This window comes from Sporolactobacillus sp. THM19-2, assembly GCF_004153195.1.
Lineage (GTDB): Bacteria > Bacillota > Bacilli > Bacillales > Sporolactobacillaceae > Sporolactobacillus.
The window spans coordinates 152283-175706 of the sequence record NZ_SEMC01000003.1; the positions used below are offsets into that span (position 1 = coordinate 152283).

The window sequence follows — 23424 nt, forward strand, 5'->3', positions numbered from 1 at the left end:
TTATTGTCCCATGAACTGTTGCAGATAACCAGCCTGGCTGTTCGCCTGCTGGATGGCTGCTTCCATGGCGTCAAACTGGGCATAATAGCGATTTTCGACATCAATTAATCGTAGCTTAAAAGCTGCAATCCGTTCATTCATGTCATTAATGCTGCGCCCCATTGAATACTGATCTTCAACCCAGCTTGTCTTCCCGGCCTTCTCTTCAATCTGATCGACCGTTTTCTTCAGCGTCCCGTCGAGGCGCTGCATGATCCCCTGATCTGCTTCCGTCGTCCCCTGTTTCGTAAACAGGTTCATCACCGCCTGCGGATCGGTACTGATCGCCTCACGCAGCTTTGCCTCATCGACAACAAGCTTGCCGTGTTCCAGATAATCGGTACTCGTCGTGATCCCGATCTCAGCGAGCTGATCCATCTCATCATTACCCGTTCCACTGACTGATGAATAGATATCCTGACGCATCTGCGCCAGCGCGCCGGTCAGGATACTGTCGCTCGCCAGCATGCCGGATTTCGCCCGGTTCGTCCAGTTCTCGATGTCCGAATCTTTCATCTCCGATTTCTGAAGATCGGTCAGAGGCGGATAGTCGCGATAGCGTTTCTCTGAAATCTTGTCATTGATCTTTGCGATCGTGTCATTATACTGATCGACAAAATCCGTGATCTTTTTAAATACGGCTTCCGTGTCGTTGTCAACACGAACCGTTGCCGTTTCACCCGGTGCGGTATTTCCCTGAAGGGTGTAGGTGACGCCGCCGACAGTGAACGTGTTTGAGTGGCGGTGCGTGTCCAGTCCATTTATAGTGAATTTCGCGTCCGATCCATCAGTAAATTTAGCATCAGTACTAGTCATTTTGAGGGTATTGGTAATAAAATCACCACTGAATTCAATATCCGATCCATTTGGATTTAATTTTCCAGTTTCCTTTCGTGTCATAGCTATTTTATGAGTAAAAGGATCATAAAACGCATTGACACCTAAGTTGGAATCAGAAATAGTTTTCAGCATGTCATTTAACGACGTTGTACCGGGATCAAAGGAAAATGGTGGATCCGGGGTAATCGGTTTTCCATTCTCATCATAAGTCGTAATTGAAAAAGTGATGCTCTCTGGTAAACTACCTAAAAATTCACTCTGACTTGCCAGACTTTTATCCGGATCAAAATCAGGATTAGTAGTAATCTCTCCACCTACAGCACTTGCTGAAGCTGCCATTTCAACGTTTGATAATTTATACGTTGTATTCCCGGCATTTGGAGTGGCTGTCGCTGAGACAATCGAATCATTACTCGATGTTGCTGATTTCGTCAGATAGCTACTCTGCAGCTTCATCGGAAAAATCGTATCCTCAAGGTTACTGAGCAGTGTATTTATCGAGCGATAATCATCGCGCTGCCACTCCGTCTGCTGCAGTTGCTGCTGCATCTGAATCATCGGCTGGCTCTCTGCCGTCATGATCTGCGTCATGATACTGTCCACGTCGATCCCGCTGGCAAGCCCGCTGACCCGGTTGCTGTTTGTCGAACCGATCATACTGTTAATCGAATTAATGGATACACCGCTCGTTGAATCAGCCATTCTGACCACCTCTCAATAAAAAACTTACACCCGTTTATTTACAATTAACCCAAGTTTCTCCGCAATTGCCGCATACATATCCATGAACTTTTTTGGAGGAATTTCCCGGATCACTTCATGCGTCACCGCGTCCTCAAGACGGATATAGTATGTATTCAGTTTATCATGAAGTACATATCGCATTTCTGTTATATTTGAACTGAGTAATTTATTTGCATCCTTAACCAGATCGTCCAGTTGTTTTTTTGTGAAAGATGTGTAAATTCTTTCCTCATCAGGTTTACTGACTGAATTTTTATCTTCCGCAATGGCCCGTGAGTCCACCATGTCCGGCATTGCAATCTGCACCTTCTGATGATGAGTCACCGATGCACTCCCCGCCACATCAATACCCATGACCAGCCCTCCTCAACCTGTCCACTTGTTTTCCTATTGATAATATCGGCGTCTATCAAAAAAAGTTAAGACGTGAGCCGCTTCGTTCAAGGAAAAACGGACCTCCATTGATGGAGATCCGTTTCTGATAAAATGTAATTTCTAAATGAATTACCGCAGTAACTGCAGAACGCCCTGCGGAAGCTGGTTCGCCTGTGCGAGCATTGCCTGAGCAGCCTGGTTCAAGATGTTGTTCTTCGTGAAATTGGACATTTCTTTCGCCATGTCCACGTCACGGATACGTGATTCAGCAGCGCTCAGGTTTTCCGAAGAAGTGCTCAGGTTATTGATTGTGTGTTCCAGACGATTCTGATAAGCACCGAGTTTAGAGCGCTCACTGGATACTGATTCAATTGCAGACTCAAAAGTAGTAATAGCTGCATTCGCCGCTGACTGATTGGAAATGTCAACACCACCAACAGAAATTTTCGTATCACCCGTTAATGCGGCATCAAGGGTTAGAACATTGGTCGTTCCATCGGTCGTGCTTGTAAAGGTTATACCATCGGATGATGTGGCAATAACTTTACCATTAGCGTCTGTCAATTGGGTACCATTGGCCGTATATTCCCCAGCTTCCAGTTTAGAACCAAATTTTGCAACACCTGTAGCTTCTCCATTAGCAATTGTTATAGATCCGGAATCCACTTCCTGAGTGAAAGTAATTTTATCATCACCAGTTGATGCTGTATATGCTTTACCGTCAGTTGAAGTAGCGACAGTGATACCATTGGCATCCTTCAGATCAAATCCATCAGTAATATTACGGGAAATAGAATATGTTCCGTCTGCAATATCCTGTGTAGTGTTGGTGCCTTCATCGTAATCTACAGTTTGCGAAATCGTAGCATTTCCAGTGATCCCAAGAGCAGATGACCGAAGATCGTTAATTGAAAGACTCAGATTCTGATCCTGGTTTGCACCTATCTGGAATGTACCTGCAAAACTGCCGTTAAGCAATTTTTGTGTATTGAACTCTGTATCTCTGCCAATGCGGGAAACTTCCTGGGCCAGCTGGTCAACTTCCTTCTGAAGTTCAGTACGATCGGCATCTGTGTTTGTGTCATTTGCCGACTGAACAGCCAATTCACGCATACGTTGCAAGATATCATGAGTTTCATTTAATGAACCTTCAGCGGTTTGAATCAAAGAAATTCCATCTTGAGAATTCTTTGTTGCCATATCCAAGCCACGAATCTGACCACGCATTTTTTCGGAAATGGCAAGACCAGCAGCGTCATCACCTGCACGATTAATGCGAAGGCCTGAAGACAGTTTTTCGAGAGATTTCTGTGTTGCATTGGTGTTCTTGCTCAGGTTGTTCAGTGTGTTCAACGCAGCAATGTTGTGATTGATAATCATAACTTTTTTCCTCCCTGAATTGTAAATTCCCACGTCCATGTGGATTAGTAGTTTGGCAATTGGGAAGGCGCCTTCCCAACTGCTTACACTTTATATATCGTCAGAGGAGGAAGGATGTTTAATAATTATTGCTCAATCATAATTGGGTTATCAGAAAAATATTTGTTTATAACGACCAAAAAAGGTTGAAGCTGTAGAAAATCAATCACTGGGGTGATATTATGAATAGTGGTAAGAAAAAACAACTGGAGGTGAAAGACGACATGGCTACAGAAACCATCAAAAACAATGAATACAGCAGAACGTTTTTTGTAAATCAAAAAGACTTTAACCATTTGATGAACAGTAGACCTGTAGAAGTCAAGCCCTCACAGTTAATGGTTCATTTTCTTTCAATATCAAAAAAAGAACAGCTATCAAATGCAGAAAAATTTATGGAGTCAAAAAAAAGTGACTGACAAGATCAAAATGGGTATCTTTGAACTATCCGACTTAATCCAAACAAGTACAAAAGAGGAGGTAAATCAATTACTCTCCTCTTTTTCTTGCGTGAAAAACCCTGATGTGCAAAACTTTCTGAACCAGCGAGCAATATCGAATGATGTCCGACAATTTGCAAAAACATATTTAGTCGTTAATCAGTATGAACCTCGTGATATCATCGGCTTTTTTTCGTTTAACATTAGCAGTTTCAGCATAATAAATGATGTTTCAAACTCATCGCACAAGTATGTTACCGGATTCAAAGACGGTCATGAAACTTTTCCAACTCTGTTACTCTGCCAGTTTGGACGAGCAGACCGTTATAAAGGCATCGTTCCTGGGGACGAGCTTTTAACCATTTTTCTCTCACTTGCAAAGGATATCAACTCCAGAACGTATATACGTACCGTCTCTGTGGAATATGACGCTGATAATACTTTTCTCGATGATTTTTATTCCATGGATGCCTCTTCCTACGAGAAAAAATACGGGAGGGCTAAATTGTATCATTTTCGAAAAATACAGCTGAACAAAAAGCCTAAAGGAGACCAGTTTCTTGCTGCACTAAGGCTTTCTTAAGCTTAATCCGACCTTTAACAATCCTTGCCCTCACCCGTACTTCTTCAAAAGTTCCTTCGCAGCTTCCTCACTTTTGTCGAAAAATATATGGATTTTGAATACCTGCTGCTGTCCAGTCTTTTCTATTTTGATATCCCTTGTCTCACATCCCCAATGGATGCGTTTCCTTAAATATATCATGATTTTCCCACGGAATATTTTATATCAATATTTGGGCTTCTTCGCTGATTAAAATGAATGAACCTGGAAATACTGGAAACCATCTAATTAAAAACGACAGGTGGTTTTCAAATGTTAGTAGAGTTTGGCGGATGAACGTCCGGGAGTTATTTTCAATCGGCCGGCCTTTTGGAATGAACCGACGGATCATCTCATTGTGACGCTCATTCGTTGGCCGTTCCCAGGCGGCGTATGGATGCGTGTAGTAGACGTGTGTCGCTTGATCCTTCAAGCTGTTCGTCAAGCCTGCAAATTCGCTGCCATTGTCGGCTGTAATCGTCCGGAAGACGTGGCCGAACAGTGGGCCAAATTGACGAATCAACTGTTTAATGGCATAGTCTACTGAATCCGGATCTTTGCCGTCAATCTTTTGGGAGATCGTGTCACGGGTCTTGCTTCCACCAGGGTCAGGAGCACATCGTCCTCACCGGATTTTGTACCGAGCACGGTATCGATCTCCCAGTGCCCGAACTGCTTGCGCTTCTGGACCCTCGCAGGCCGGCTGTCGATACTGTCCCCAAGGTGCTTGATATTGGGCCGATGTCCAGATTTTTTGGAACGATAACGGAGCTTGTTGGGTAGATCCAGGTTCCTGACTTTCAGGGATCCGCGATCAATATAATCGTATAACGTTCGCGTGCAGACCCTGACCTTGTTTTTCCACTTCGGATCCCTTCCGGCTGCGCCACAAACCGCGTCCGGAGACCCTTTTTCTGAGGACAGGATCTTTTTCTCGGCATGGGCGATGAAATCCGAAGCAGCCGCCAGTTTGAATCGGCGTCCACAATGACGGCGATTGCGTTCATAGATGGCCTGCCCGGTCTCCGGAAAGTAAGCCTGAAAGCATCGATGATTGGCGCCGATCTGAGTGGTTATCCCCCAGGATTTTATGATGGTGTTTTACTGTTCCAACCTAACTGGCTAATTTGATTTTAAACTGGCCTTCATAAATTTGGCTTTAATACTTTACTACAAATTTAGATCGTGTCACGACAGCTAATTAAAATCACTCCACACAAGTTCCTTACCAAAAATCGCATTCATAAAAAGGATTTTCCAGCTTTCTCATCCACAATCTTGATGTTAGGACATTTATAGATTCATTCCGGTAAATCCCTCAAATACCCGCCGCCTTGTGATACGTTTCTGTCAAATGATGTATCTCCATCTCCATCGCGCCAGTATCCATGAACTGGTGTTCCGTCCTGGCGTGTATAATGATTGACATCATGTGGATGGACAAATGTTTTTCCTAACTCTAATGGTTCCATATGCATCGTATGTACCAGTTTTAGTGGGTCATTTTGCTGCATGATATCTTGGTAGCTATGCGTGTGTTCGTTTCCTGCTGTAAAATCAGGGGTTGGATCAAAGCCATGGTTTACAAAATCGTTTCCAAAAGAATGTACTGGGGAATGGATTGCTTCACTCCCGTTTGGTTGCTGTGTTTCATTTGAATCTGACATATTTCCATCAAATAAACTCATTCATTTTTCTCTCCTTTTGGTTCACTTTTAAAAATCAGCATTTGCAGTTGGGCATCAAGTTGCTCCAGATCTCTTTGTGCTGCCAGCAAAACCTGTTCCTGTGTTGCCAATTCCTCTGCTTCTCGTGCATTCTCCTGCTGCGTGTTTTCAATAATTTGCCGACGAATCGCCGCTTTCTGATCAAAGATTTCTTGTGTATTGGTAACGGTATTTTGGATGAGTTGGTCCACTTGGTCACAAATAGATTCATAGAATCTATCAATGGACTCGGGGACAATACGCGCCCACTCTTTCTTGATCTCCGGCTTTAATTTCCCGAGTTTGTTCTTTTTCATAATATCTCTTAAAATCGGAAAACCGCCCATTGCGAGTAATGGAATAAACAGTGGCAATGAAATGGCAGCTAGTCCGGTGGCAATACCGCCTGCAATCAATCCAGATGTGATCGTTGTATCCATTCCTGAATCAACATTCACGTTCACTTTTTCATTGGATGATAGTTTTCGTCCACCGGCTGGTCCAAGTTCAATGGTGCTGTTAAAATAGTCATTTAATCCTTTTTCGATGGAAAGGTTGAGTTTGTTCAATAGTTCAAGAATGTATGGGGAGTATTCTTCAAGCCAGCCTTTAATAAAGCGTTCTGAGAGCTGTGGTAGAATTTTTTCCGTTAGCTGCTTAACATCTGGGCTGTCAAAATTATTGATTGTCTGAAAACCTTCATCTGAAAGGCGTTCTTTCAAGTTGTTAATTGATTTTTCAATTAGGTGATGTATTTCCATTTCTCTTAACTGAACGTAGTCATGAACCGACTGAAGAGTTTCATTCTTCTTTTGTTCCCATGAATTTAAGTTTTCCAGTACAGCAGTTAATTCCTTCGTTGACTGTCTTCCTGTCACAAGTCGTGTACTTATTTCATGATTCATTTGTCTTAGAATATGAATCGTTCGATAGACATAAGCAGACTGTTTCTCCTGCGCACGTGTTCCGCTCTCAGTCAATTCTGTGATTTTTTTCTCAATCGGGAGAATTCCGGAAAAAGAGACGAGTTCATCATTTTGTTCCATTCGTCCCTGCAAGGCACTTAGCGATGATAATAGATACAGTGATGGCTGAGGTAAACCAAGAGAATGTGTAATTCGCCGTTTGAATTCTTCAGCCAGCTCATCAAGGTCTGTTTCCTCCTCATCCAAACGATCGATAAAATTAGCGATAAAAACAATCTTATTTAAATCCTGGTTCAAAAGCTTTTCCCTGATAAACTCCTCTTCCGTCCTTTTTAGAAAAGCACCGGAATCAAGAACAAATAAAACAACGTCTGAGCGAGGAATAAAATCATAGGCAACTTCTGCTCTTTGCTGATTGAGATCGTTCACTCCGGGTGTATCGACAATGACAATATTCTGATCAAACGGGACTTTAGATAGCGACAGGTCAATATACTTCACTTGATCGGGTGACTGAGCATGTTCTGCTGTAAAACGCTGTATCACATCTTTATCAAGGCCAAAATTCTCTATCTCACCCTTTTGGTTATGGACAATGAGTTCATCCTTGTCCCCTTTAAAAATTCGATGAATGACTGCTGTTGTTGGTAAAATATCTGTTGGGAGTAAATCTTGACCGAGCAGACTGTTAATAAATGTTGATTTACCATGTTTAAATTCCCCAACCACGACGATATTGTATTGGCTCGTCTTCATATCCGAACTGAGTGTCGCCAGCTTTTCACGAATCGTTCCACTCAATTTGCATGTTATTGTTTGTTGTTTTAATTCATTAATGATAGTTGTCAGAGACTGTTCCTGCGTAATCATTTTGTGCTCCCTCCAGCTGTTCCGATAATGGGTTTATTTCCATACATGCTCTTAATTCTTCCTGTTGCTCTTTCAATTGGTTTATTTCTCGAATTGCCCGGTCATGGCTTATTTCAGCATTCCTAAGCATTTTCAAAAATAGCTCTTGCATTTTTTTGAGCTCTTTTTCCATATTCAGCGTAATCTTATCTAATAATTGTTTTTGCATGTTCTTAAAACTTTTCTCTAAGTACTCCACTTTTTTTGGAATTGATTTTTCAAATTGATCATTTATACGTTCTCTCAACCGTTCCCGATCATCAGCGCCTTTTATCTTTCTTACAATAAATCCAATAAATTTAACAACTGCTTTTCCAGCGTTTGCCAGCGCAGAATAGGGTGCAAGATCCATAATGTTTTTATAGACCGTATCCGCCAATGAATCAAACGTATCTGTTAGTTTAAGATCATGATTTGAATCGACCTGAACATTGAATGAACTTGCTAGTGAGCGATAGTTTTGCGAAAGCTCGTTACTCATATGTGCGGCACATTTCTGAATCACATCGTTCGCCCACGATCCTTTCCATTTCAATAGATCCTCAGAAAGTATCCCTTCTAATGGAGACACCTTATCTTCGATTGCTTGGGCCATCTCTTTGTAGCTGCCTGCTTGTTTCTCTAATTCCTTTAAAGCAGTGTGTGATATTCCTTCAAGCCGTTGTTGATAGGCTTTTTTTATTTCCACCAATTCCTTCTTGCTATTGGATTTTATCGATTTCATCAATCGTTCTCTTTCGGCACGAGCATGATCCAATTTAAGCTTAAGCTCTTTCTGCTTTTGATCTGCATCAGCTACACGTTGGTGAAAACTTAGCATTTCTAATGGAATATCTTGATTAATCATGCGGTCAATCCAATGATTCAATTGAAGATCTGCTCGAAATATTTTGACGTATCCTCTTTCCTCCTCCAAAAATTGGCCAAGTGCTCGTTCAAGTGCCGGTATTCCCGTTTCCTCGAGGTTTCTTACAATAGTGGAGTTTCTCATTTTCCATTGAGCACTTTTTATGACTTCTCCATTTTGCTCCCTGCGGAAATTCAACGCATATTTGGCAGAGATAAAAAACAGTTTAGGTTGTTCAATTTTAGATGGCAGATGACTTAATACTTCCTGGCGAACTCTTTCCACATCAGCTGCTGAGTCCAACTGGTCTTTAAAGTTAATCACGAAAAATAGTTTACCAAGATCTTGAGTGAGTACTCGATTTTCGAGAAAACTGCGTTCTGACTGTGAAAGCTGCCTGCGTGCATTCAGCATAAAGATTACTGCGTCTGATTGAGGAATGATTGTATTAGTCAATTGGCTCCTATTTTCATCAAGATCATTAAAGCCGGGCGTATCATAAATACAGATACCGTTACTTAAAAAAGGAAGTGGATAACCAATTGTGACTTGATCGATTTGATTGAGTGAGTCAATTTGTTTTTGATAGGCATCAAACGCCTCACGATCATCACTATTCGGTTCTTTTGGCGCAATCAGCTTTTTGAACGTCTCTTCTGAAATGCTATGGTCTTGACCATTGACCGAAACAATAATACTTTGTTGTTCTTTATAGATGATTTTATTTAACAATGCTGTTGTCGGGGTCACTTTTGATGGCAGCAGGCGTTTGCCAAACAAACTGTTTAAAAAGGTAGACTTCCCCTTTGAAAACTCCCCAATAACTGTAAGAACGAACTTTCCATTCTCAATGTCGCCTAACAAGTCATTGATCTGTTGAATGGTTTCTTCATCCTTTTTTGTAATAAGGATTTTAATCACTTTTTCCGCTTTAGCAAAGAATTGTCTCTTCCTTTCAGCATAGTGTTCTAATGAAAAGGCCATAGATCACATCTCCCCTGTCATTTAAATAGATAAAAAAAGATGATGATTCCAATACAACAAAGAAGCAAAATACGCATTTTTATTACATTGACTCTTATTTGATTCAATGACGACAAAGGTAATGTCTGAATGGTGTTAAGGGGAGAATGCTCCCAAGTATCAATCATAGAAAATTCTGAAATTGAATAGTCAATTGAAATATAACGATCTGACAGTAACGGTTCATCTATCAGTGCTTCAAATATTTTCTGCTGCGTCGCCAATTTCAAATCCATCTGAAAAGGTTCAAAGCTATGTATCAGCTCTTCCAGGTTCTTTCTTTCGATCTCTCCCATCCCTTCTTTAGTCAATACACTATTATTTATAGATATAATCGTGCTGCTGATTTTAGAAAGAAGGTTGATGGTTTGAAAAAATGAAAGACCGATTTTTTGAAGATAATACTGTTTGTTCACTTTTACCAATTGGTTCAAGTCCTCTATTTTATTGTGAAGTACTTGTCTGTTGTTGAAATTAATGAACTGGATTGTGGTTGAAAGCTGTTCAATAAAATCGTCCTGCTTGACGTTTTCTTTTTCAAGGCATTTTCGATACTCTTCTACCTGTACGTTAAACATTCTTATTTCATATTCAAATTGATCAAGCTGGGCATGGTTAAAAAGAGGGTATGTTCGATAGGCTCCAGACTCTGTAAAGATATTTATATCGGTTTGAAGTTGTTTATACCTCTGAACTAGCTTCTCTTTTTCAGTATTTATGTGTTGTATCTTATTTGAAAGCTGTCTTTTTAATTCTTTTATTTTTATTGATACCATTGGAGACTGTCCAGTACCCATGGTATCCAGCCAAAGCTGTGCATGCTTTTCATCCGATACAAGTGATAAAAAAGATTTATTTGTTGCAATATACGATGCTAATTCTTGAATTTTCACCTGATGATACTCAATAAAATGATTTATTTCATCTTTTTTATCAAGAATCGTATTCCATGACTGCGACAATGCATCAAAAGATAAATACATTTCTTCAATATGTAGATCCTTTGTCAACATCTTTACTCGTGCCAAAATACAGCATTGTAAATAGATTAAAAAGCGCCATGCGTTTTTCTTCTTAAGATCCATAGCCCCATTCTTTAACTTATTGAATACATCGGACACACTTTGTGATCGTCCAATCTCCAGCCACGTCGGATCCCTTTCAATCTTTCCTTTGAGTATGTACACCGCAGAAATACCAATCACATCAATTAAATGATATTGATCGATAAACGAATCACGCTCTTCAGTAAGCCACTCTTCTAATTCTTGTTCTTCTTCTTCATCATCGTAATTATCAATTTGATTGATGACCATAATTGTTGGAAGATGATTATGCATCAATTTTTCTAAGTATTGATGCGTCACTTGCGTCTGTATCGTACGACAATCAGTAACCCATAAGACTACATCCACACGATTGAAGAAGCGTTCCGTATTCCTGGTATGGTAAGCGTACTGAGAATTTAAGCCAGGAGAGTCAATAATCGTCACCTCTTTAAGAAAATCCAATGGCCAATACATTTCCACCCAGTCGATTTCTTTATCAATTGACTCGTTACTTAAATCAGCGAATTGATTATTTTCATACGTTATGATGCGTCCATCCAACAAATAAATAACCATCTTCTTTTGAACGCCATACTTAAACATTGTAACAATGGACGTTTTCGGCAATATATCACTTGCGACGACCTGTTCCCCAAAAATCGAATTCACAAATGTGGATTTTCCTGACTTCGCCTCACCCATAATCATCACATTAAGCGGCCGTTCTGTTTGCCCATTTTGCCAATCCGCCAATTCCTGTCCCATTTCTTGCATTTCAGGAACAGTATTTAAATCATCCTTCAGCTTCTGAATATATTTTGTCCAATCTTTTAAACCTGAAGTCTGCATCCCGTCACCTGTCTTTCAGAACAAAACCTGAATGCAATTCAATAGGTAATGCGACCCATTACATTTTAATTATCGGTCGCCATTTAGAAATGTTAAACATTTATTCTAACCCTGGGATTCATGTTTTCCAGAGATATGACCATTCAATGAGAAAAGATGATTGTGTAGCCATTTTCCCGGATGAAACTGCAGACCTACTGAAGGCGGTTTACCACAATCGCTCGGGACAGTTACAAATGGACACGGCTGTATAACAATCGGAGCGCCATTGAACGGGTCAACAGTCGGATTGATAACCAATTGGGTTGTGAGTAGCATTCGATCCGAGGGGAAAAGAAGATGGGGATCTGATGCAACTTGGCACGCTGCGTACGGTTGGAAATGGCCGTCGGTCACGTCAGGGAGAATCAACTGGGAAAAGTATGCTGCCTCGTTTCCCAAGAAGCAGCGACCTATCCTTCAATTAAGAAGAGGAAACAATCTGAGAGGGGGAAGTCTGCACTTTTTTAATCAGGAAAAACCGATTACTGGAAAGCAGATCAGAATCAATACCCAATCGCTCTTTTTGATGTCGGTTACATCGCTTTTTTTAACGATTGATGTCTCAAATAGCTACATCGAAAAAAGCTCCAAAAAAACGTGCCTTGACAACGGGCTACACATTTGGCCGTCCTTGTTTTTATTTTCCCTAATATAAAAGTTACAGGCACATTTACAACGAGGCTGCAGGACAATTGTTCCCACTTCCTTTCCTGCTTCTTCTCGCGATCTTGTAAAATTTTCTTACCCCATCAGAACTCACTGAAAGCCCCCCCACTCAGATATAATAAATCCACAGGTGATCAGATGGTCAGCTGAGGGGAAATGGGGATGAAGATTATTTTGAAGCAGAAATTAAGATACTACTTCAGAGAGCCTGAACTTCACTGAAATTTATCCGCAAATAATTGGATGACGTCCGCCTGAAAATGATTGCACGTACCCCAACTCTTATCCGGCTGCAATCTTTATTATGAATCCCTTCTGACCGACTGGGACCGTGCAGTGGTCAAAAAGCGATCCAGGGAAATCATCACAGACAATTTTGCCAAAAAATATGGATTTGATCATTATTATTTAACAATATCATTTGCAAGTATTTTCCCGGAATATAGGCTAATTAAATATCTTCCACAGTAAAAATCTGAAACAAAAGCATCATTTCCCCGAATTGTCAAGTTTTCAAACAAAGATTTGTGTATCCGAATACCCTCCGCCGCCTCCGGTTGATTCGAGTTTAATCCTCATTTAATCACCTCGTCCTGGCGTTTGAGCATATCCATGTTGGCCTGTGTGTCTGCAAGGTTCTTATGCATGCCTTCTATGTAGAGCGAAATCAGCTGATGAACCACTTTTCCCGCCCCTGGGTCATTCGTAATCGCCAGATGGCTGACGCTTTGTCTGGATGGCGCACGGAGTGACAGCTGATTCAGGACTATCCCGGCAGCTTCAACTCATCCGCTTTCTGCTAACAAATAAACGAATTTAATTTTCTACCGAGAACCTAATAAAGGGCGTATCTTTCATTTTTAAGCGATACTGTTTCTGAAACAATTCCTCCTGCTCATCTTGATAACCTTCGAAATAAATCTCGGCTATATTTTCATCATTGAAAAAGTATACCTGGTCTTCAACTTTGCCTGTTGGGTATATACATGCAGAATAGTCAAAATAACCAATTACACCATTATTGTTATAAAGGGGTGCCCGGTTTAAAACCATCAATTTCACATCTCCACTTTTTAACCGAACAACGCTTCCGATGGGCAATAGTTTCATAACTTTATTTCTCCCCTTTGTACCTTTTTATATAGTCTTATTCGGGAATACGGCTTCATAAACACAAACACCCAAACGGCAACAAATCCCATCACTCCGATAACTAATGACTGGAGAAGACCCATCACAAAAAATATAATAAAGCAGATGATAGTAATGACAAGCGCAAATAGAATTCCGAATACCTCTCGGTGTAATTGCTCATTTCCTTGTACAGCATAGTTCAATAGATTTGCTTGATCGATATATATATTGCTCATTTGATCCTGTATGTAATAACCTTTATAAAATATTTTCGCGATAACAAAGCTTAAAGGCAATGTGATTAGAGATAGAGCGAGATTGATCATAAATCCTTGATAATTTTGATAAATATCATTCAACGTATACGAACCATACAGAACCAATAAAAAAGCAATAATGTATAGACCGCTGCTTCTCTTTGTATGAGGTAATCGATATAATTGATTTTTATCAACATCATAAAATAATGTATAATTTTCTTTTTCTCTATAAAAAGGAACTCGTGTATTAAACACTGTCTCACTCCTATTTATACAATGATTAGTTTTATATAGCTTACCGGATTTTATTTAAAAAAATCATTGATCCTTATTGGTCCTTACTACTTTTTCTATAAAAGGGATTAATTGTTTATACACTTTTTCAGTTCCTGCTTTTAACAGAAAGCAGTGCTTAAATTTCCAAAGAAACCAGACACAGCATCGCCAACCTCTTTCCCTTTATCGGTGACCAACTTAATCGCACTCTTACCTGTATCCTCTGCACTATCAACGATGTTGCTAATCTGGCTGGCTATTTTTTCTTTATTATCATAAACTGCGTCAAACAACATGGATCCGGCAACACCGACGATAAACCCAACCACAGTACCAATAGGCCCGCCAATAGCAGTTCCTATAGTTGCACCTGCTGCACCAGCCCCAATATGTCCAACGGTCTTGACCGCAGCATCGGTCACAACTTCTCCACGGGACACTTGAACACTAAAGTCCAGGACAGCACCTATTATCGGAACAGCATTTACTGCTCCAGACCGGATAACTTTACTTAATAGGGATGGGGGCTCAGGAATGATCGCAACACCACCACCTACCGTAGCTCCTAATAATCCTCTATCCATAAAGTGAGCAGTATTTTCCCGTATCCATATATTAATTTCGTTTGCTATTCTTTCTGATGTTTCTTGTGTCACTTTGTTTTCTATAGCATTCTTTATAAAAGCGGCTCCTGTGTTAAGGATCCCAGATTTTATCGAGTCATAAGTTGCTTTATCAATCTTTCCATTTTTATAATCTGTTTCAGCTTTATTTAAAAACAATCTAGATTCAGGATCTAATTCATCTATTTTATCTGGCTGACTCTTTCCCAAATCTCGATTGATGCCCTTGCTATTTATTAAGTCCATTTTTTTGTCAAAAGACAGGTTTTCTCTTGCCTCTTCCGCCAAACGCATCTGCCGGGCTTCTTCCTGCTTCGCTTTTGTCTCTAGATAATTCTGAGAGAGGAGTACCATCTCATCCTGCAGCTGATAGATCTCACTTTGGCGATAGTCATCAGCGTTAAAATGCATCGGCTGGACATCGGCACCTTGTGTGGTGGCGTTGATCAGTTCGTTGTACAGGCTTGCGATGTACTGAATGTCACCGTCCATTTGCCTGTATTCATTGACGAGTTCCTGATCCAATGAACGGACGTCGCTGATCATCTTTCGGCGCTTGCTTTCCGCTTCATCCAAGGTATGTTCGATGGTACGTGTTGAAAAGACGTTCAGCTGGACCAGGTCGGAGATGCTGTCGAGAATCGCCTTGATGTCCGCACGTTCGCGATCCACAATTTGGCTCGAACGCATGTTAGAATAGGAAAGATCTTGTTCGAGAAACGGAATCCGGACAAGGGTATCCCCGCCAAGATTCTTGTCGTCAATCCGGCCGGGGATGCCGCCGAAAAAAGCGATCTGCTTGTCGATCAGGCGCAGCCAGGCGTTTACAACATCAATCTGAGCTGCGTAAAAACGCTTGATTGCTTCTGCGCCTTGGCCTTGAAAGTCGCTGCCAAGAGATGTGATCTGTTGGAACGCTGTTTTCAGATTTTCAAACTGATCTCTCAGGATTTCGTACGCTTTTGCACGCGCTTTGGCGGCATCGATCAGCGACTGAGCCTCAAAGGTTTGTGTATCCGAAAACCCTCCGCCGCCTCCGGTTGATTCGAGTTTAATCCTCATTTAATCACCTCGTCCTGACGTTTGAGTAGATCCACGTTGTCCTTATGTCTGCGAGGTTCTTGCGCACATCTTCTATGTATGGCGATATAAGCTGATGAACCATCTTTTCCCGCTCCTGGGTCATTCGTAATCGCCAGATGACCGACGCCCTGTCCGGATGGTGCATGGAGTGACAACTGATTCAGAGCTATCCCGGCAGTTTCAACTCGTCCGCTTACGTGATCATGGTTCAGTTCGATCCTGTCCATACAAACGCCCGTCCTTTCATTGATGGATTTTCCTCAGAAATCCGTTGCCGCGTGTGACCTCATCCAGTAGTCAGGGTGCGTAAATCACCCAGACCTGTTGACTGTCCTGAAACTTCTATTTTGCCTGCTTGAGTCGCACAATTTTATCGTTGACTTCAGTTAACTGATTGGACAGGTTTTGAAAAACCCAATTCATCGTTCCCGAAGTACTCACCGTCCCGGCACCTCTTTTACGATCAAGGTTCTAATTAACATTAATGCTTTTACATTTAACACCCTGCAATTGGAAAAACCGAAGCCCACAAATGAGTTCCGGCTGATCAGCCCGTCCAGCCCGCTGAATCATTCACCGGTGACCCCGGAATCCTGTCTATATTTTATGCGAAGATATGCTGTCGGTTCGATTCGGGCTGCCATTTAAAGATCTAGAGATCTAGAGTCCACAGAAAAGGAGCAATACTAATTTTCAGAAAGATGACTGCGCTTTCATTTTCAACAATTAATTTTATTTTAAAGATATATGTCTGATTTGTGAATGCGGTAAAATACCTAAATACAAAACTCTCATGTTGCTCATTCGATTGAATGCGACAGAATCAGCTAAAAAAATCAGGACTATTTTACCAGATAGATTTGGCATGAAGAACCGGTATATATCGATCCACTTTCCGGGGAATCAGTACAGCAAGACGATGATGTCCCCACAAAAGCTGAATCAACAGGATCTGGAGGCCGGAGGAGAAGCCCTTTTGACAGCTATCATCACTGAATGGACTGAAATCTGTCATCTAAGCAGTCCTGGTCCTGAGGAGTCAGAAGGTATGGCCGGATAGCAGCCGACTGCACGTTGGATGAGTTGTCCGATCCGGCGTCTCGTTGTAAAATAGCCGTTAAATACTCAAACTTATACAGAGGTGGTCTTGAATATGATCGATCAGTTTAAACTGACTTTTCGTGGAACACATCATCCTCCGGTCTGGATTCGAATCGAAGTGGATCAGAATATGACCTTTAGAGGACTTCATGAACTGATTCAGGCCGCATTTGACTGGGGAGATATCATGCTGCATGATTTTGAAGTTCCGAACCCTCAGAATACGGATAAGCAAGTCGGCGGTCTGGATTTGAATCATCTGGTTGAGTTCGCTGTAAAGTATATGTTACCGACCAAACATATTGGACCAGCGGACGATTTTGATGATGCTTTTGATGAAATTCTGGATGAAGAGAAATGCAAGCTGAAAAATTTTCTGAAAAATCCGGGCGACAAGGCAGTCTATACCTATGACTTTGAAGAGGACTGGGAAGTAAATGTGCGACTTGAGGAAAAGCACCGTGCGGAGAAAAATATTTCCTATCCACGCTGCATCAAGGTAAGTCGCGGCTATGTTGATTTCATGACGGAACAGGGCGAATGGACCCGTGACCATCCCGACGTTCAGTCTGCAGACGTCATTGAGACGAATCCGAAAGCATGGGTTAAAACGGTGAATCAGTCTTTCAGGAAAATTTCTTTAAAGTAACTCCCAGGATGATCAACTAGATTTCCTGTCGATTTTCTAATGAGCGTATCAGGAATGTTTGAATTTCTGCTCATTCGGGGTCAGAGGAAATATTCTGAGATCTGAATTCTGAGTTGATCAGCATTTTATAGACCTGATCTGGGGAATATCTCCAGAATCCTGATGAAAAACTTAAATGCTTTCTTCCCCATCGTTCACCCATAGCACCTTAACCAGAATATAATGGCAAATCCTTTCCTTGCAATAGTGATCTGTGATATCTCCTATCCCATTTCAGCCGGAAAAAGTTAAAAAATGTATCCTGGCCTGCAAGATATACTGAATAGAGCGCGATTGCGACAAATTAAACGCTTTAACCCGAAAATCATGCATTAGCTTTTTAATTTATCATCCTTTTATAATAAAAACAGATTAATGATCCCTCAGGCAAAGTAATCATCCGTAAAATAGAAGAAACGGATTACCTGCTCAACCCGTAATCCTTCAGCAACTTTTTAGCAACAGCAATCCCTTTTTCTGAAAGATAAACAGATTTTGCCTTGTGGCTGCCGCTGATCAGGCCTTTATCTTCCAGCTCATTGAGAACGTCAAAGTCGTAGCCTTTCCAGGCGCGCAGATCACGTCGCTCGAAATCGTTTTCTTCCCAGGAAGTCAGATACAGCAGTATCATCGTCAGACTCCTGATCAGTTGTTCGCTATGATTCATCAAATGAATCCTCCCTTCATCATGCACATCAGCAATAATTGCCAGTTTATGAGCCATTACTTCCATTTTAAGTGTAAAATATGGTTTATGCGATAGTCAGTCTGAATTTCATCGCCACATGACTTCCCTGAATCTGCCCCCGGTCAAACTGAATTAATGTGGGTCCACATCCTCTGCCTGTTGGATGAGCTGATCACCCGGCCAACTTTGACCTCACGTCGTAAAATAGCAGTTGAATAGCTGGTCTTATTACACAGGTTAATCGAGCAGCTTAAACTGATTTTTCGCGGAACATATCATCCTCCGGTCTGGATTCGGATCAAAGCGGGCAAAATAACCAGATGAAGTGGCGAACCCCGCAGGCCTCTGAACAGCCTTTCCTTAGTCCATGAGAAAGAAGGGATCCATCCATGATTTACCAGTTAAAAATAACGATGAAGCAGGTGCATCCTCCAATCTGGGCGCGTCTGCAAGTAACAAGCGACAGCACTTTTGAAGATCTCAATGATTATTTACAGGATGTATTCGATTACGAAGAGGATCAACCGCATATTTTTGAGATGCCTGAAAACCCGGATAATCGGAGAGGTCTCGCTGGTGAGATCCAACGATTTCTCCCGATCACCGTACAGATTGTTTCTTCTATTGATTCATGGGATACTGCGACCGATAAAGAGCTATTAGAAGAAGAAGATTTTATACTTGAAAATTTTCTGTGCAACTCTGGTGATAAGGGAACCTATCAATTCGGCAGTGATGTCTATGAGATTCTTCTTGAAAAGCGTATCCATTCAGACCAGGGCAATTTCCCGAAATGTGTAAAAATCAGTCAGGGATTTTTCAACTATCTGAACGAAAAAATCAGGAAGGATGACCGGGAAGCAGTGTTATTTGCAGACCCTTCCGAAGTTGTTGATGAAATGAATGATCTTTTTGAACTATATAACGAAGAATTATTTGATCTGACAGAGAATGCCGATGACTGGCGGATATTGATCGACTTCGCCAGCCGTTACAGGGAACTGGCGCCCTGGAAGTGGCTGGATTCCGATCAGGTAATTGCTCTGGATCTGCCAGGTTATACAGACCGGGCCTATTGCTTCATCCTCGGCGCCGACAATATGTTATTTGGCCTGGCCGTTTATCTGGGGAAAACAGGACTGGCACGTGTGAATGAGACGTATGAAACGATCAATGAAGAAGAAATGCCGGAGATTTACCGTCGTAATCGTGGACTGAATCTTTCATTTACCGGCCAGGAAGACATGTCACCGGAAGAATGGTTATTGTTTGAAGAGCTGGGCCTTTACCCGGACGAGGGAGAATGGCCGATGTTTCGCAGCTTTACGCCTGGGATGGCGCCATGTTTCCTGAAACAAAATGAGATTCGGCAAATGTCGGCCATTCTTGAGCAGATTACAGATGTAGCTATTCAAGCAAAAAAGTCGCCCCGATCTATTCCACACTATCAGGATGAACAGTGGTTTCTACGGTCGTTCCACGATACATCTGAGACGAAGCTGGACACCCTGTTCACGCCGGACCGTGAAACGGAAATACGGAAATATTCCACCGATGTCCCACTGGGTGACCTGGGATTCAGCCTGAAACAATTGAAAAAGAGCAGCCCTGTGTTGAACGTCTGGGCGGAGGTTGGCGTCCGCTATGCCCCTGTCCCGGTTAAGTCTGAAAACGATCCATGTCCCTACTATCCAAAAATCTATTTAATGGTGGATCATCAAAACGGACAGATAATGAAATTCGCATTAGTCCCTCCTGAGAAAGAAATCGATAAAGAGGCTTACGCTCGCTTCATCCGTCTATCGTTCCTTGAACTGATTCAGGAACTTGGACGTCGTCCGAGCGGAATCTTGATTGATAGCAGCGACATGCGGCATATCCTCCAACCCGTCTGTAAAATACTGGGTATCTTCTGCAACGAGTCGACAAATCTCCGGGGGTTATCAGCTATGCTGCTTGCCATGGAGGATGAGATGGGAAATTTACCATGATATGCCATCAGAAGTTGGTCTGGAAGATTGCTTTCAATTCGGTGATTTATGTCTGAATGTGGATGGCCACACTTTACCGTACAAATTACGTCATCTTTTTTTACCCATTTTTCGTCGCCTTTATTTATCTGTCACAGGAAAATCCTATGCTCTTGCCTGCCGTCCGATCAGAAGTATGGCTGCGTTCCCATTACATTTAAGTGTACATTTATTTGTCTAATTTGTGAATATGAAAAAAAGCCTGTGTCACGCGCAAATGTGACCCGATCGACAGATTCCGGCCGCATCCGTCAGGAAAAATCAGGACGACATTCTCAAAAATTATCCGGTTTACTAAAAAGACTATTAACCACACTGTTAACTGCTCAAACCCGTCATGCAAGTCCCCGACCGATCAAATGTACTGTGCAATTTGTGCATTGGCGATCCTGTTGTATAATAAAATTTCCGGGGTTATGCTTCTGCATGATGTTTGCCTGATTATATTGTGACTGCTCTCACAATCATAAGGGCCGCACGCCCGGTTACCTGGATCGTTCATCGTTAAGGACAGAGACAGAGAACAGCAGACGGTAAAGGTGGTTAAATAAATTGAAGAAATTTGGTTTGGCAACGCAGATTTTCGCCGGACTGATCCTGGGGATTGTGGTTGGCGCTGTTTTTTATGGTAATGAAACAGCGATAGCTATCCTCCAGCCATTCGGTGACATTTTTATTCATTTGATCAAGATGATCGTTATTCCGATTATTGTGTCGGCACTGATTGTCTCTATCGCCAGTGTCGGTGATGTGAAAAAACTTGGGAAACTCGGCGGGAAGACGATCATCTATTTTGAAATCATCACAACGCTGGCACTCGGGATCGGTCTGATTTCCGCCAACGTATTCCATCCGGGGTCGGGCATTAATCTATCAAGTCTTTCGAAGGGGGACATTTCCACTTATGAACAGACAGCCAGATCGAGTGAGCAGACAGGGGTGGTCAGCCATTTTGTCGACATCATCCCGAGTAATGTGTTTCAGTCACTGGCGCAGGGCGATCTGCTGCCGGTTATCTTTTTCTCAGTGATTTTCGGAATCGGCGTGGCATCGATCGGCAGACGCGGACAACCAGTACTGAACTTTTTTGAAGGCACGCTGGAAGCGATGTACTGGGTCACTAATCTGGTCATGAAGTTTGCGGCATTCGGTGTGTTCGGGCTGATTGGCGTCAATGTGGCCCGGTTCGGTCTTTCTTCACTGATCCCGCTCGGCAAACTGGTGCTTGTCATTTACGGGACGATGATCTTGTTTGTTCTCCTCGTTCTCGGGCTGATCGCACGAGCTGCCGGAACACGTATTTTCACATTGTTCCGCATTCTAAAAGACGAACTGCTTCTTGCCTTCACAACTGCCAGTTCGGAAGCGGTCCTGCCCAGGCTGATGGATAAAATGGTCCGGTTTGGCTGTCCGAAATCCATCACGTCATTTGTGGTCCCGACCGGATATACGTTCAATCTGGATGGATCGGCAATCTATCAGTCGATTGCCGCCCTGTTCATTGCACAGATTTACGGTATTCACCTTTCCCTCGGCCATCAGCTGACTCTTCTTGTTATCCTGATGCTGACATCGAAAGGAATGGCCGGCGTGACCGGAGCATCGTTCGTTGTCCTTTTGACGACACTGGGGTCGATGGGACTGCCGCTGGAAGGCGTCGCATTCATTGCCGGCATTGACCGTATTCTGGATATGCTGCGGACTGTAGTCAATGTCGTCGGCAATGCACTCGCCTCAGTAGTCATGTCCAAATCAGAAGGTGTGTTTGATCAGAAAAAGTCAGAGGCCTATCTTCTCTCTCAGCATAAATTAGCGTGAAACAGGCCACGCTGCGGGGAACCCGGAGGATGATGTGAATCCCAAAAGTTGAACGCATCGGGCTGCTCCACCCGGGGGCTGCCCGTTAGTGCGCACTAAAAAAGTCCGGATCAGGTGATCCGGACTTTTTTCTATATATCACGTTCAGGCAAATTGTTTATCAATGGCCTGATAATCTGCATCACTGAGCGAGACGTCGTACGCTCCGAGATTACTCAGCAGCTGTTCCGGCGTTCTGGCTCCGGGAATGACGGGCCCGATCAGCGGATTTTTCAGATACCACGCCAGTACGAGCTGAGCAACAGTCGCATGGCTTGCCTCGGCGATCGGTCTGAGCCGGTCCACTTTTCGAATATTCGCCTCCAGCTGATCCGCAGCGTACAGATCAATCTCGTGACGGTGGTCCTCTTTCGTAAAGGTCGGCATATGATCTGCAGAATAACGGCCGGTGAGGAGCGCCGCCGCAAAGGGCTCATATGGAACGAAAGAGATCCGGTTTTCTTTCAGATAGGGCAGCAGCTGCTTTTCTGCTCCTCTCTGAAACAGATTGTACTGATTTTCAACCAGGTCGACATATCCGTCACGGTTTGCTTCCTTCACCTGTTCCAGTGAGAAATTGGAAACCCCGATGGCGCGGATCTTCCCTTCTTCCCGCAGTTTCTGCAGGGCACCGACGGCTTCAGCTTTCGGCGTATCTTCGTCCGGGAAGTGGATATAGAAAATATCCAGATAATCCGTCTGCAGACGTTTCAGGCTGTCCTCCACCGCCTGCCTCAGAAACTCCGGCGAATTGTTCAGTGTCACTGACCCGTCAGACGCCACCTGATGCGCCGCTTTAGAGGCCAGAATCACCTTGTGGCGGTCATTGTGCTGCAGAACCTCACCAATCAGTTCCTCCGAATGGCCGAGCCCGTACATGAAGGCCGTATCAATCATTTCCACCTTATGATCGATGGCTGTCTGAACGACTTTCCTGCCTGTTTCATCATCCAGATTTGGAAACAGATTATAGCCTCCGACTTTATTTGTGCCAAGTCCGAGCGGATTCACGTGGATTCCGCTTTTTCCAATCACTGCTTTTTCCACCAATATGCACCAGCCTTTCTCTTTCTTTATTCATCGTAACCGGACAGGTCCATCATGGTCAAAAGATTTGATTGAGAAACATGTCACCGTTCATTTGCCCTCCAGCCTGCATTGGGGGGCCGGGCGAACGGGACGCGGTTTTCACCCTGAAAAGCAAGGGAG

Annotated in this window: 18 protein-coding genes and 1 pseudogene; 5 read left to right on the top strand and 14 right to left on the bottom strand. The window is 42.7% G+C overall.

Annotated elements, in window-relative coordinates; genetic code table 11:
* The 3 genes from EWH91_RS04175 to EWH91_RS04185 all read right to left on the bottom strand — a co-directional run bounded on the left by EWH91_RS04175 (position 1) and on the right by EWH91_RS04185 (position 3378).
* On the bottom strand, positions 1–1581 hold the full coding sequence (locus tag EWH91_RS04175) for a flagellar hook-associated protein 2 (RefSeq protein WP_129928764.1): 1581 nt from the start codon (positions 1579–1581) through the stop codon (positions 1–3).
* A 24-nt stretch (positions 1582–1605) separates the two neighbouring features.
* A complete protein-coding gene (locus tag EWH91_RS04180) occupies positions 1606–1977 on the bottom strand; it encodes a flagellar protein FlaG (RefSeq protein WP_240697250.1) in 372 nt (123 codons plus the stop codon).
* A gap of 150 nt (positions 1978–2127) precedes the next feature.
* Positions 2128–3378 carry a flagellin N-terminal helical domain-containing protein gene (locus EWH91_RS04185; protein WP_129928765.1) on the bottom strand — a complete coding sequence of 417 codons (1251 nt, stop codon included), beginning with the start codon at positions 3376–3378 and terminating at the stop codon, positions 2128–2130.
* Between the two features lie 263 nt (positions 3379–3641).
* Between EWH91_RS04185 and EWH91_RS04190 the strand changes: the two genes are divergently transcribed.
* Together EWH91_RS04190 and EWH91_RS04195 are read left to right on the top strand one after the other, a co-directional pair.
* Positions 3642–3836 carry a hypothetical protein gene (locus EWH91_RS04190; RefSeq protein ID WP_129928766.1) on the top strand — a complete coding sequence of 65 codons (195 nt, stop codon included), beginning with the start codon at positions 3642–3644 and terminating at the stop codon, positions 3834–3836.
* The gene (locus EWH91_RS04195; RefSeq protein WP_129928767.1) at positions 3829–4440 is read left to right on the top strand and encodes a hypothetical protein; all 612 of its coding nucleotides are present in this window, start codon (positions 3829–3831) and stop codon (positions 4438–4440) included. The genes EWH91_RS04190 and EWH91_RS04195 overlap by 8 nt, the downstream gene beginning before the upstream one ends.
* A gap of 283 nt (positions 4441–4723) precedes the next feature.
* On the opposite strand, the pseudogene EWH91_RS15155 reads toward EWH91_RS04195, so the two are convergent.
* The 9 genes and pseudogenes from EWH91_RS15155 to EWH91_RS04245 form a co-directional block, all read right to left on the bottom strand.
* Positions 4724–5538: pseudogene (locus tag EWH91_RS15155) on the bottom strand (IS30 family transposase); the annotation flags it as partial.
* Positions 5539–5759: 221 nt separating this feature from the next.
* A complete protein-coding gene (locus EWH91_RS04210; RefSeq protein ID WP_129928769.1) occupies positions 5760–6146 on the bottom strand; it encodes a hypothetical protein in 387 nt (128 codons plus the stop codon).
* The gene (locus tag EWH91_RS04215; protein ID WP_129928770.1) at positions 6143–7960 is read right to left on the bottom strand and encodes a dynamin family protein; all 1818 of its coding nucleotides are present in this window, start codon (positions 7958–7960) and stop codon (positions 6143–6145) included. Before EWH91_RS04215 ends, EWH91_RS04210 begins: the two co-directional genes overlap by 4 nt.
* Positions 7923–9830: a dynamin family protein gene (locus EWH91_RS04220; RefSeq protein WP_129928771.1), complete on the bottom strand. Its 1908-nt coding sequence runs from the start codon at positions 9828–9830 to the stop codon at positions 7923–7925. The genes EWH91_RS04215 and EWH91_RS04220 overlap by 38 nt, the downstream gene beginning before the upstream one ends.
* Before the next feature lie 17 nt (positions 9831–9847).
* Positions 9848–11767, bottom strand: coding sequence for a dynamin family protein (locus EWH91_RS04225; protein WP_129928772.1), 1920 nt, complete (start codon positions 11765–11767; stop codon positions 9848–9850).
* 1524 nt (positions 11768–13291) lie between these two features.
* A complete protein-coding gene (locus tag EWH91_RS04230) occupies positions 13292–13585 on the bottom strand; it encodes a DUF4176 domain-containing protein (protein ID WP_129928773.1) in 294 nt (97 codons plus the stop codon).
* The gene (locus tag EWH91_RS04235; RefSeq protein WP_129928774.1) at positions 13582–14124 is read right to left on the bottom strand and encodes a hypothetical protein; all 543 of its coding nucleotides are present in this window, start codon (positions 14122–14124) and stop codon (positions 13582–13584) included. The genes EWH91_RS04230 and EWH91_RS04235 overlap by 4 nt, the downstream gene beginning before the upstream one ends.
* A gap of 140 nt (positions 14125–14264) precedes the next feature.
* Positions 14265–15830, bottom strand: coding sequence for a ribonuclease YeeF family protein (locus EWH91_RS04240; protein WP_129928775.1), 1566 nt, complete (start codon positions 15828–15830; stop codon positions 14265–14267).
* Positions 15827–16078: a hypothetical protein gene (locus EWH91_RS04245; RefSeq protein ID WP_129928776.1), complete on the bottom strand. Its 252-nt coding sequence runs from the start codon at positions 16076–16078 to the stop codon at positions 15827–15829. The genes EWH91_RS04240 and EWH91_RS04245 overlap by 4 nt, the downstream gene beginning before the upstream one ends.
* 926 nt (positions 16079–17004) lie before the next feature.
* Between EWH91_RS04245 and EWH91_RS04250 the strand changes: the two genes are divergently transcribed.
* Positions 17005–17601 carry a plasmid pRiA4b ORF-3 family protein gene (locus tag EWH91_RS04250; protein WP_129928777.1) on the top strand — a complete coding sequence of 199 codons (597 nt, stop codon included), beginning with the start codon at positions 17005–17007 and terminating at the stop codon, positions 17599–17601.
* A 460-nt stretch (positions 17602–18061) separates the two neighbouring features.
* Here the strand turns inward: EWH91_RS04250 and EWH91_RS04255 are convergent, their stop codons facing one another.
* A complete protein-coding gene (locus EWH91_RS04255; protein ID WP_129928778.1) occupies positions 18062–18307 on the bottom strand; it encodes a DUF6429 family protein in 246 nt (81 codons plus the stop codon).
* Between the two features lie 410 nt (positions 18308–18717).
* Here EWH91_RS04255 and EWH91_RS04260 point away from each other — a divergent pair, with 410 nt between their 5' ends.
* Together EWH91_RS04260 and EWH91_RS04265 are read left to right on the top strand one after the other, a co-directional pair.
* Positions 18718–20319, top strand: coding sequence for a DUF7309 domain-containing protein (locus EWH91_RS04260; protein WP_129928779.1), 1602 nt, complete (start codon positions 18718–18720; stop codon positions 20317–20319).
* A 591-nt stretch (positions 20320–20910) separates the two neighbouring features.
* Positions 20911–22176: a cation:dicarboxylate symporter family transporter gene (locus tag EWH91_RS04265; RefSeq protein ID WP_129928780.1), complete on the top strand. Its 1266-nt coding sequence runs from the start codon at positions 20911–20913 to the stop codon at positions 22174–22176.
* A gap of 144 nt (positions 22177–22320) precedes the next feature.
* On the opposite strand, the gene EWH91_RS04270 is transcribed toward EWH91_RS04265, so the two are convergent.
* The gene (locus EWH91_RS04270; protein ID WP_326407520.1) at positions 22321–23265 is read right to left on the bottom strand and encodes an aldo/keto reductase; all 945 of its coding nucleotides are present in this window, start codon (positions 23263–23265) and stop codon (positions 22321–22323) included.
* Between the last annotated feature and the right edge of the window lie 159 nt (positions 23266–23424).

What these genes read in the sequence shown, in the direction of transcription:
- EWH91_RS04175 (WP_129928764.1), bottom strand. Translation starts at nt 1,581, where the DNA reads ATGGCTGATTCAACGAGCGGTGTATCCATTAATTCGATTAACAGTATG.
- EWH91_RS04180 (WP_240697250.1), bottom strand. Translation starts at nt 1,977, where the DNA reads ATGGGTATTGATGTGGCGGGGAGTGCATCGGTGACTCATCATCAGAAG.
- EWH91_RS04185 (WP_129928765.1), bottom strand. Translation starts at nt 3,378, where the DNA reads ATGATTATCAATCACAACATTGCTGCGTTGAACACACTGAACAACCTG.
- EWH91_RS04190 (WP_129928766.1), top strand. Translation starts at nt 3,642, where the DNA reads ATGGCTACAGAAACCATCAAAAACAATGAATACAGCAGAACGTTTTTT.
- EWH91_RS04210 (WP_129928769.1), bottom strand. Translation starts at nt 6,146, where the DNA reads ATGAGTTTATTTGATGGAAATATGTCAGATTCAAATGAAACACAGCAA.
- EWH91_RS04215 (WP_129928770.1), bottom strand. Translation starts at nt 7,960, where the DNA reads ATGATTACGCAGGAACAGTCTCTGACAACTATCATTAATGAATTAAAA.
- EWH91_RS04220 (WP_129928771.1), bottom strand. Translation starts at nt 9,830, where the DNA reads ATGGCCTTTTCATTAGAACACTATGCTGAAAGGAAGAGACAATTCTTT.
- EWH91_RS04225 (WP_129928772.1), bottom strand. Translation starts at nt 11,767, where the DNA reads ATGCAGACTTCAGGTTTAAAAGATTGGACAAAATATATTCAGAAGCTG.
- EWH91_RS04230 (WP_129928773.1), bottom strand. Translation starts at nt 13,585, where the DNA reads ATGAAACTATTGCCCATCGGAAGCGTTGTTCGGTTAAAAAGTGGAGAT.
- EWH91_RS04240 (WP_129928775.1), bottom strand. Translation starts at nt 15,830, where the DNA reads ATGAGGATTAAACTCGAATCAACCGGAGGCGGCGGAGGGTTTTCGGAT.
- EWH91_RS04245 (WP_129928776.1), bottom strand. Translation starts at nt 16,078, where the DNA reads ATGGACAGGATCGAACTGAACCATGATCACGTAAGCGGACGAGTTGAA.
- EWH91_RS04250 (WP_129928777.1), top strand. Translation starts at nt 17,005, where the DNA reads ATGATCGATCAGTTTAAACTGACTTTTCGTGGAACACATCATCCTCCG.
- EWH91_RS04255 (WP_129928778.1), bottom strand. Translation starts at nt 18,307, where the DNA reads ATGAATCATAGCGAACAACTGATCAGGAGTCTGACGATGATACTGCTG.
- EWH91_RS04260 (WP_129928779.1), top strand. Translation starts at nt 18,718, where the DNA reads ATGATTTACCAGTTAAAAATAACGATGAAGCAGGTGCATCCTCCAATC.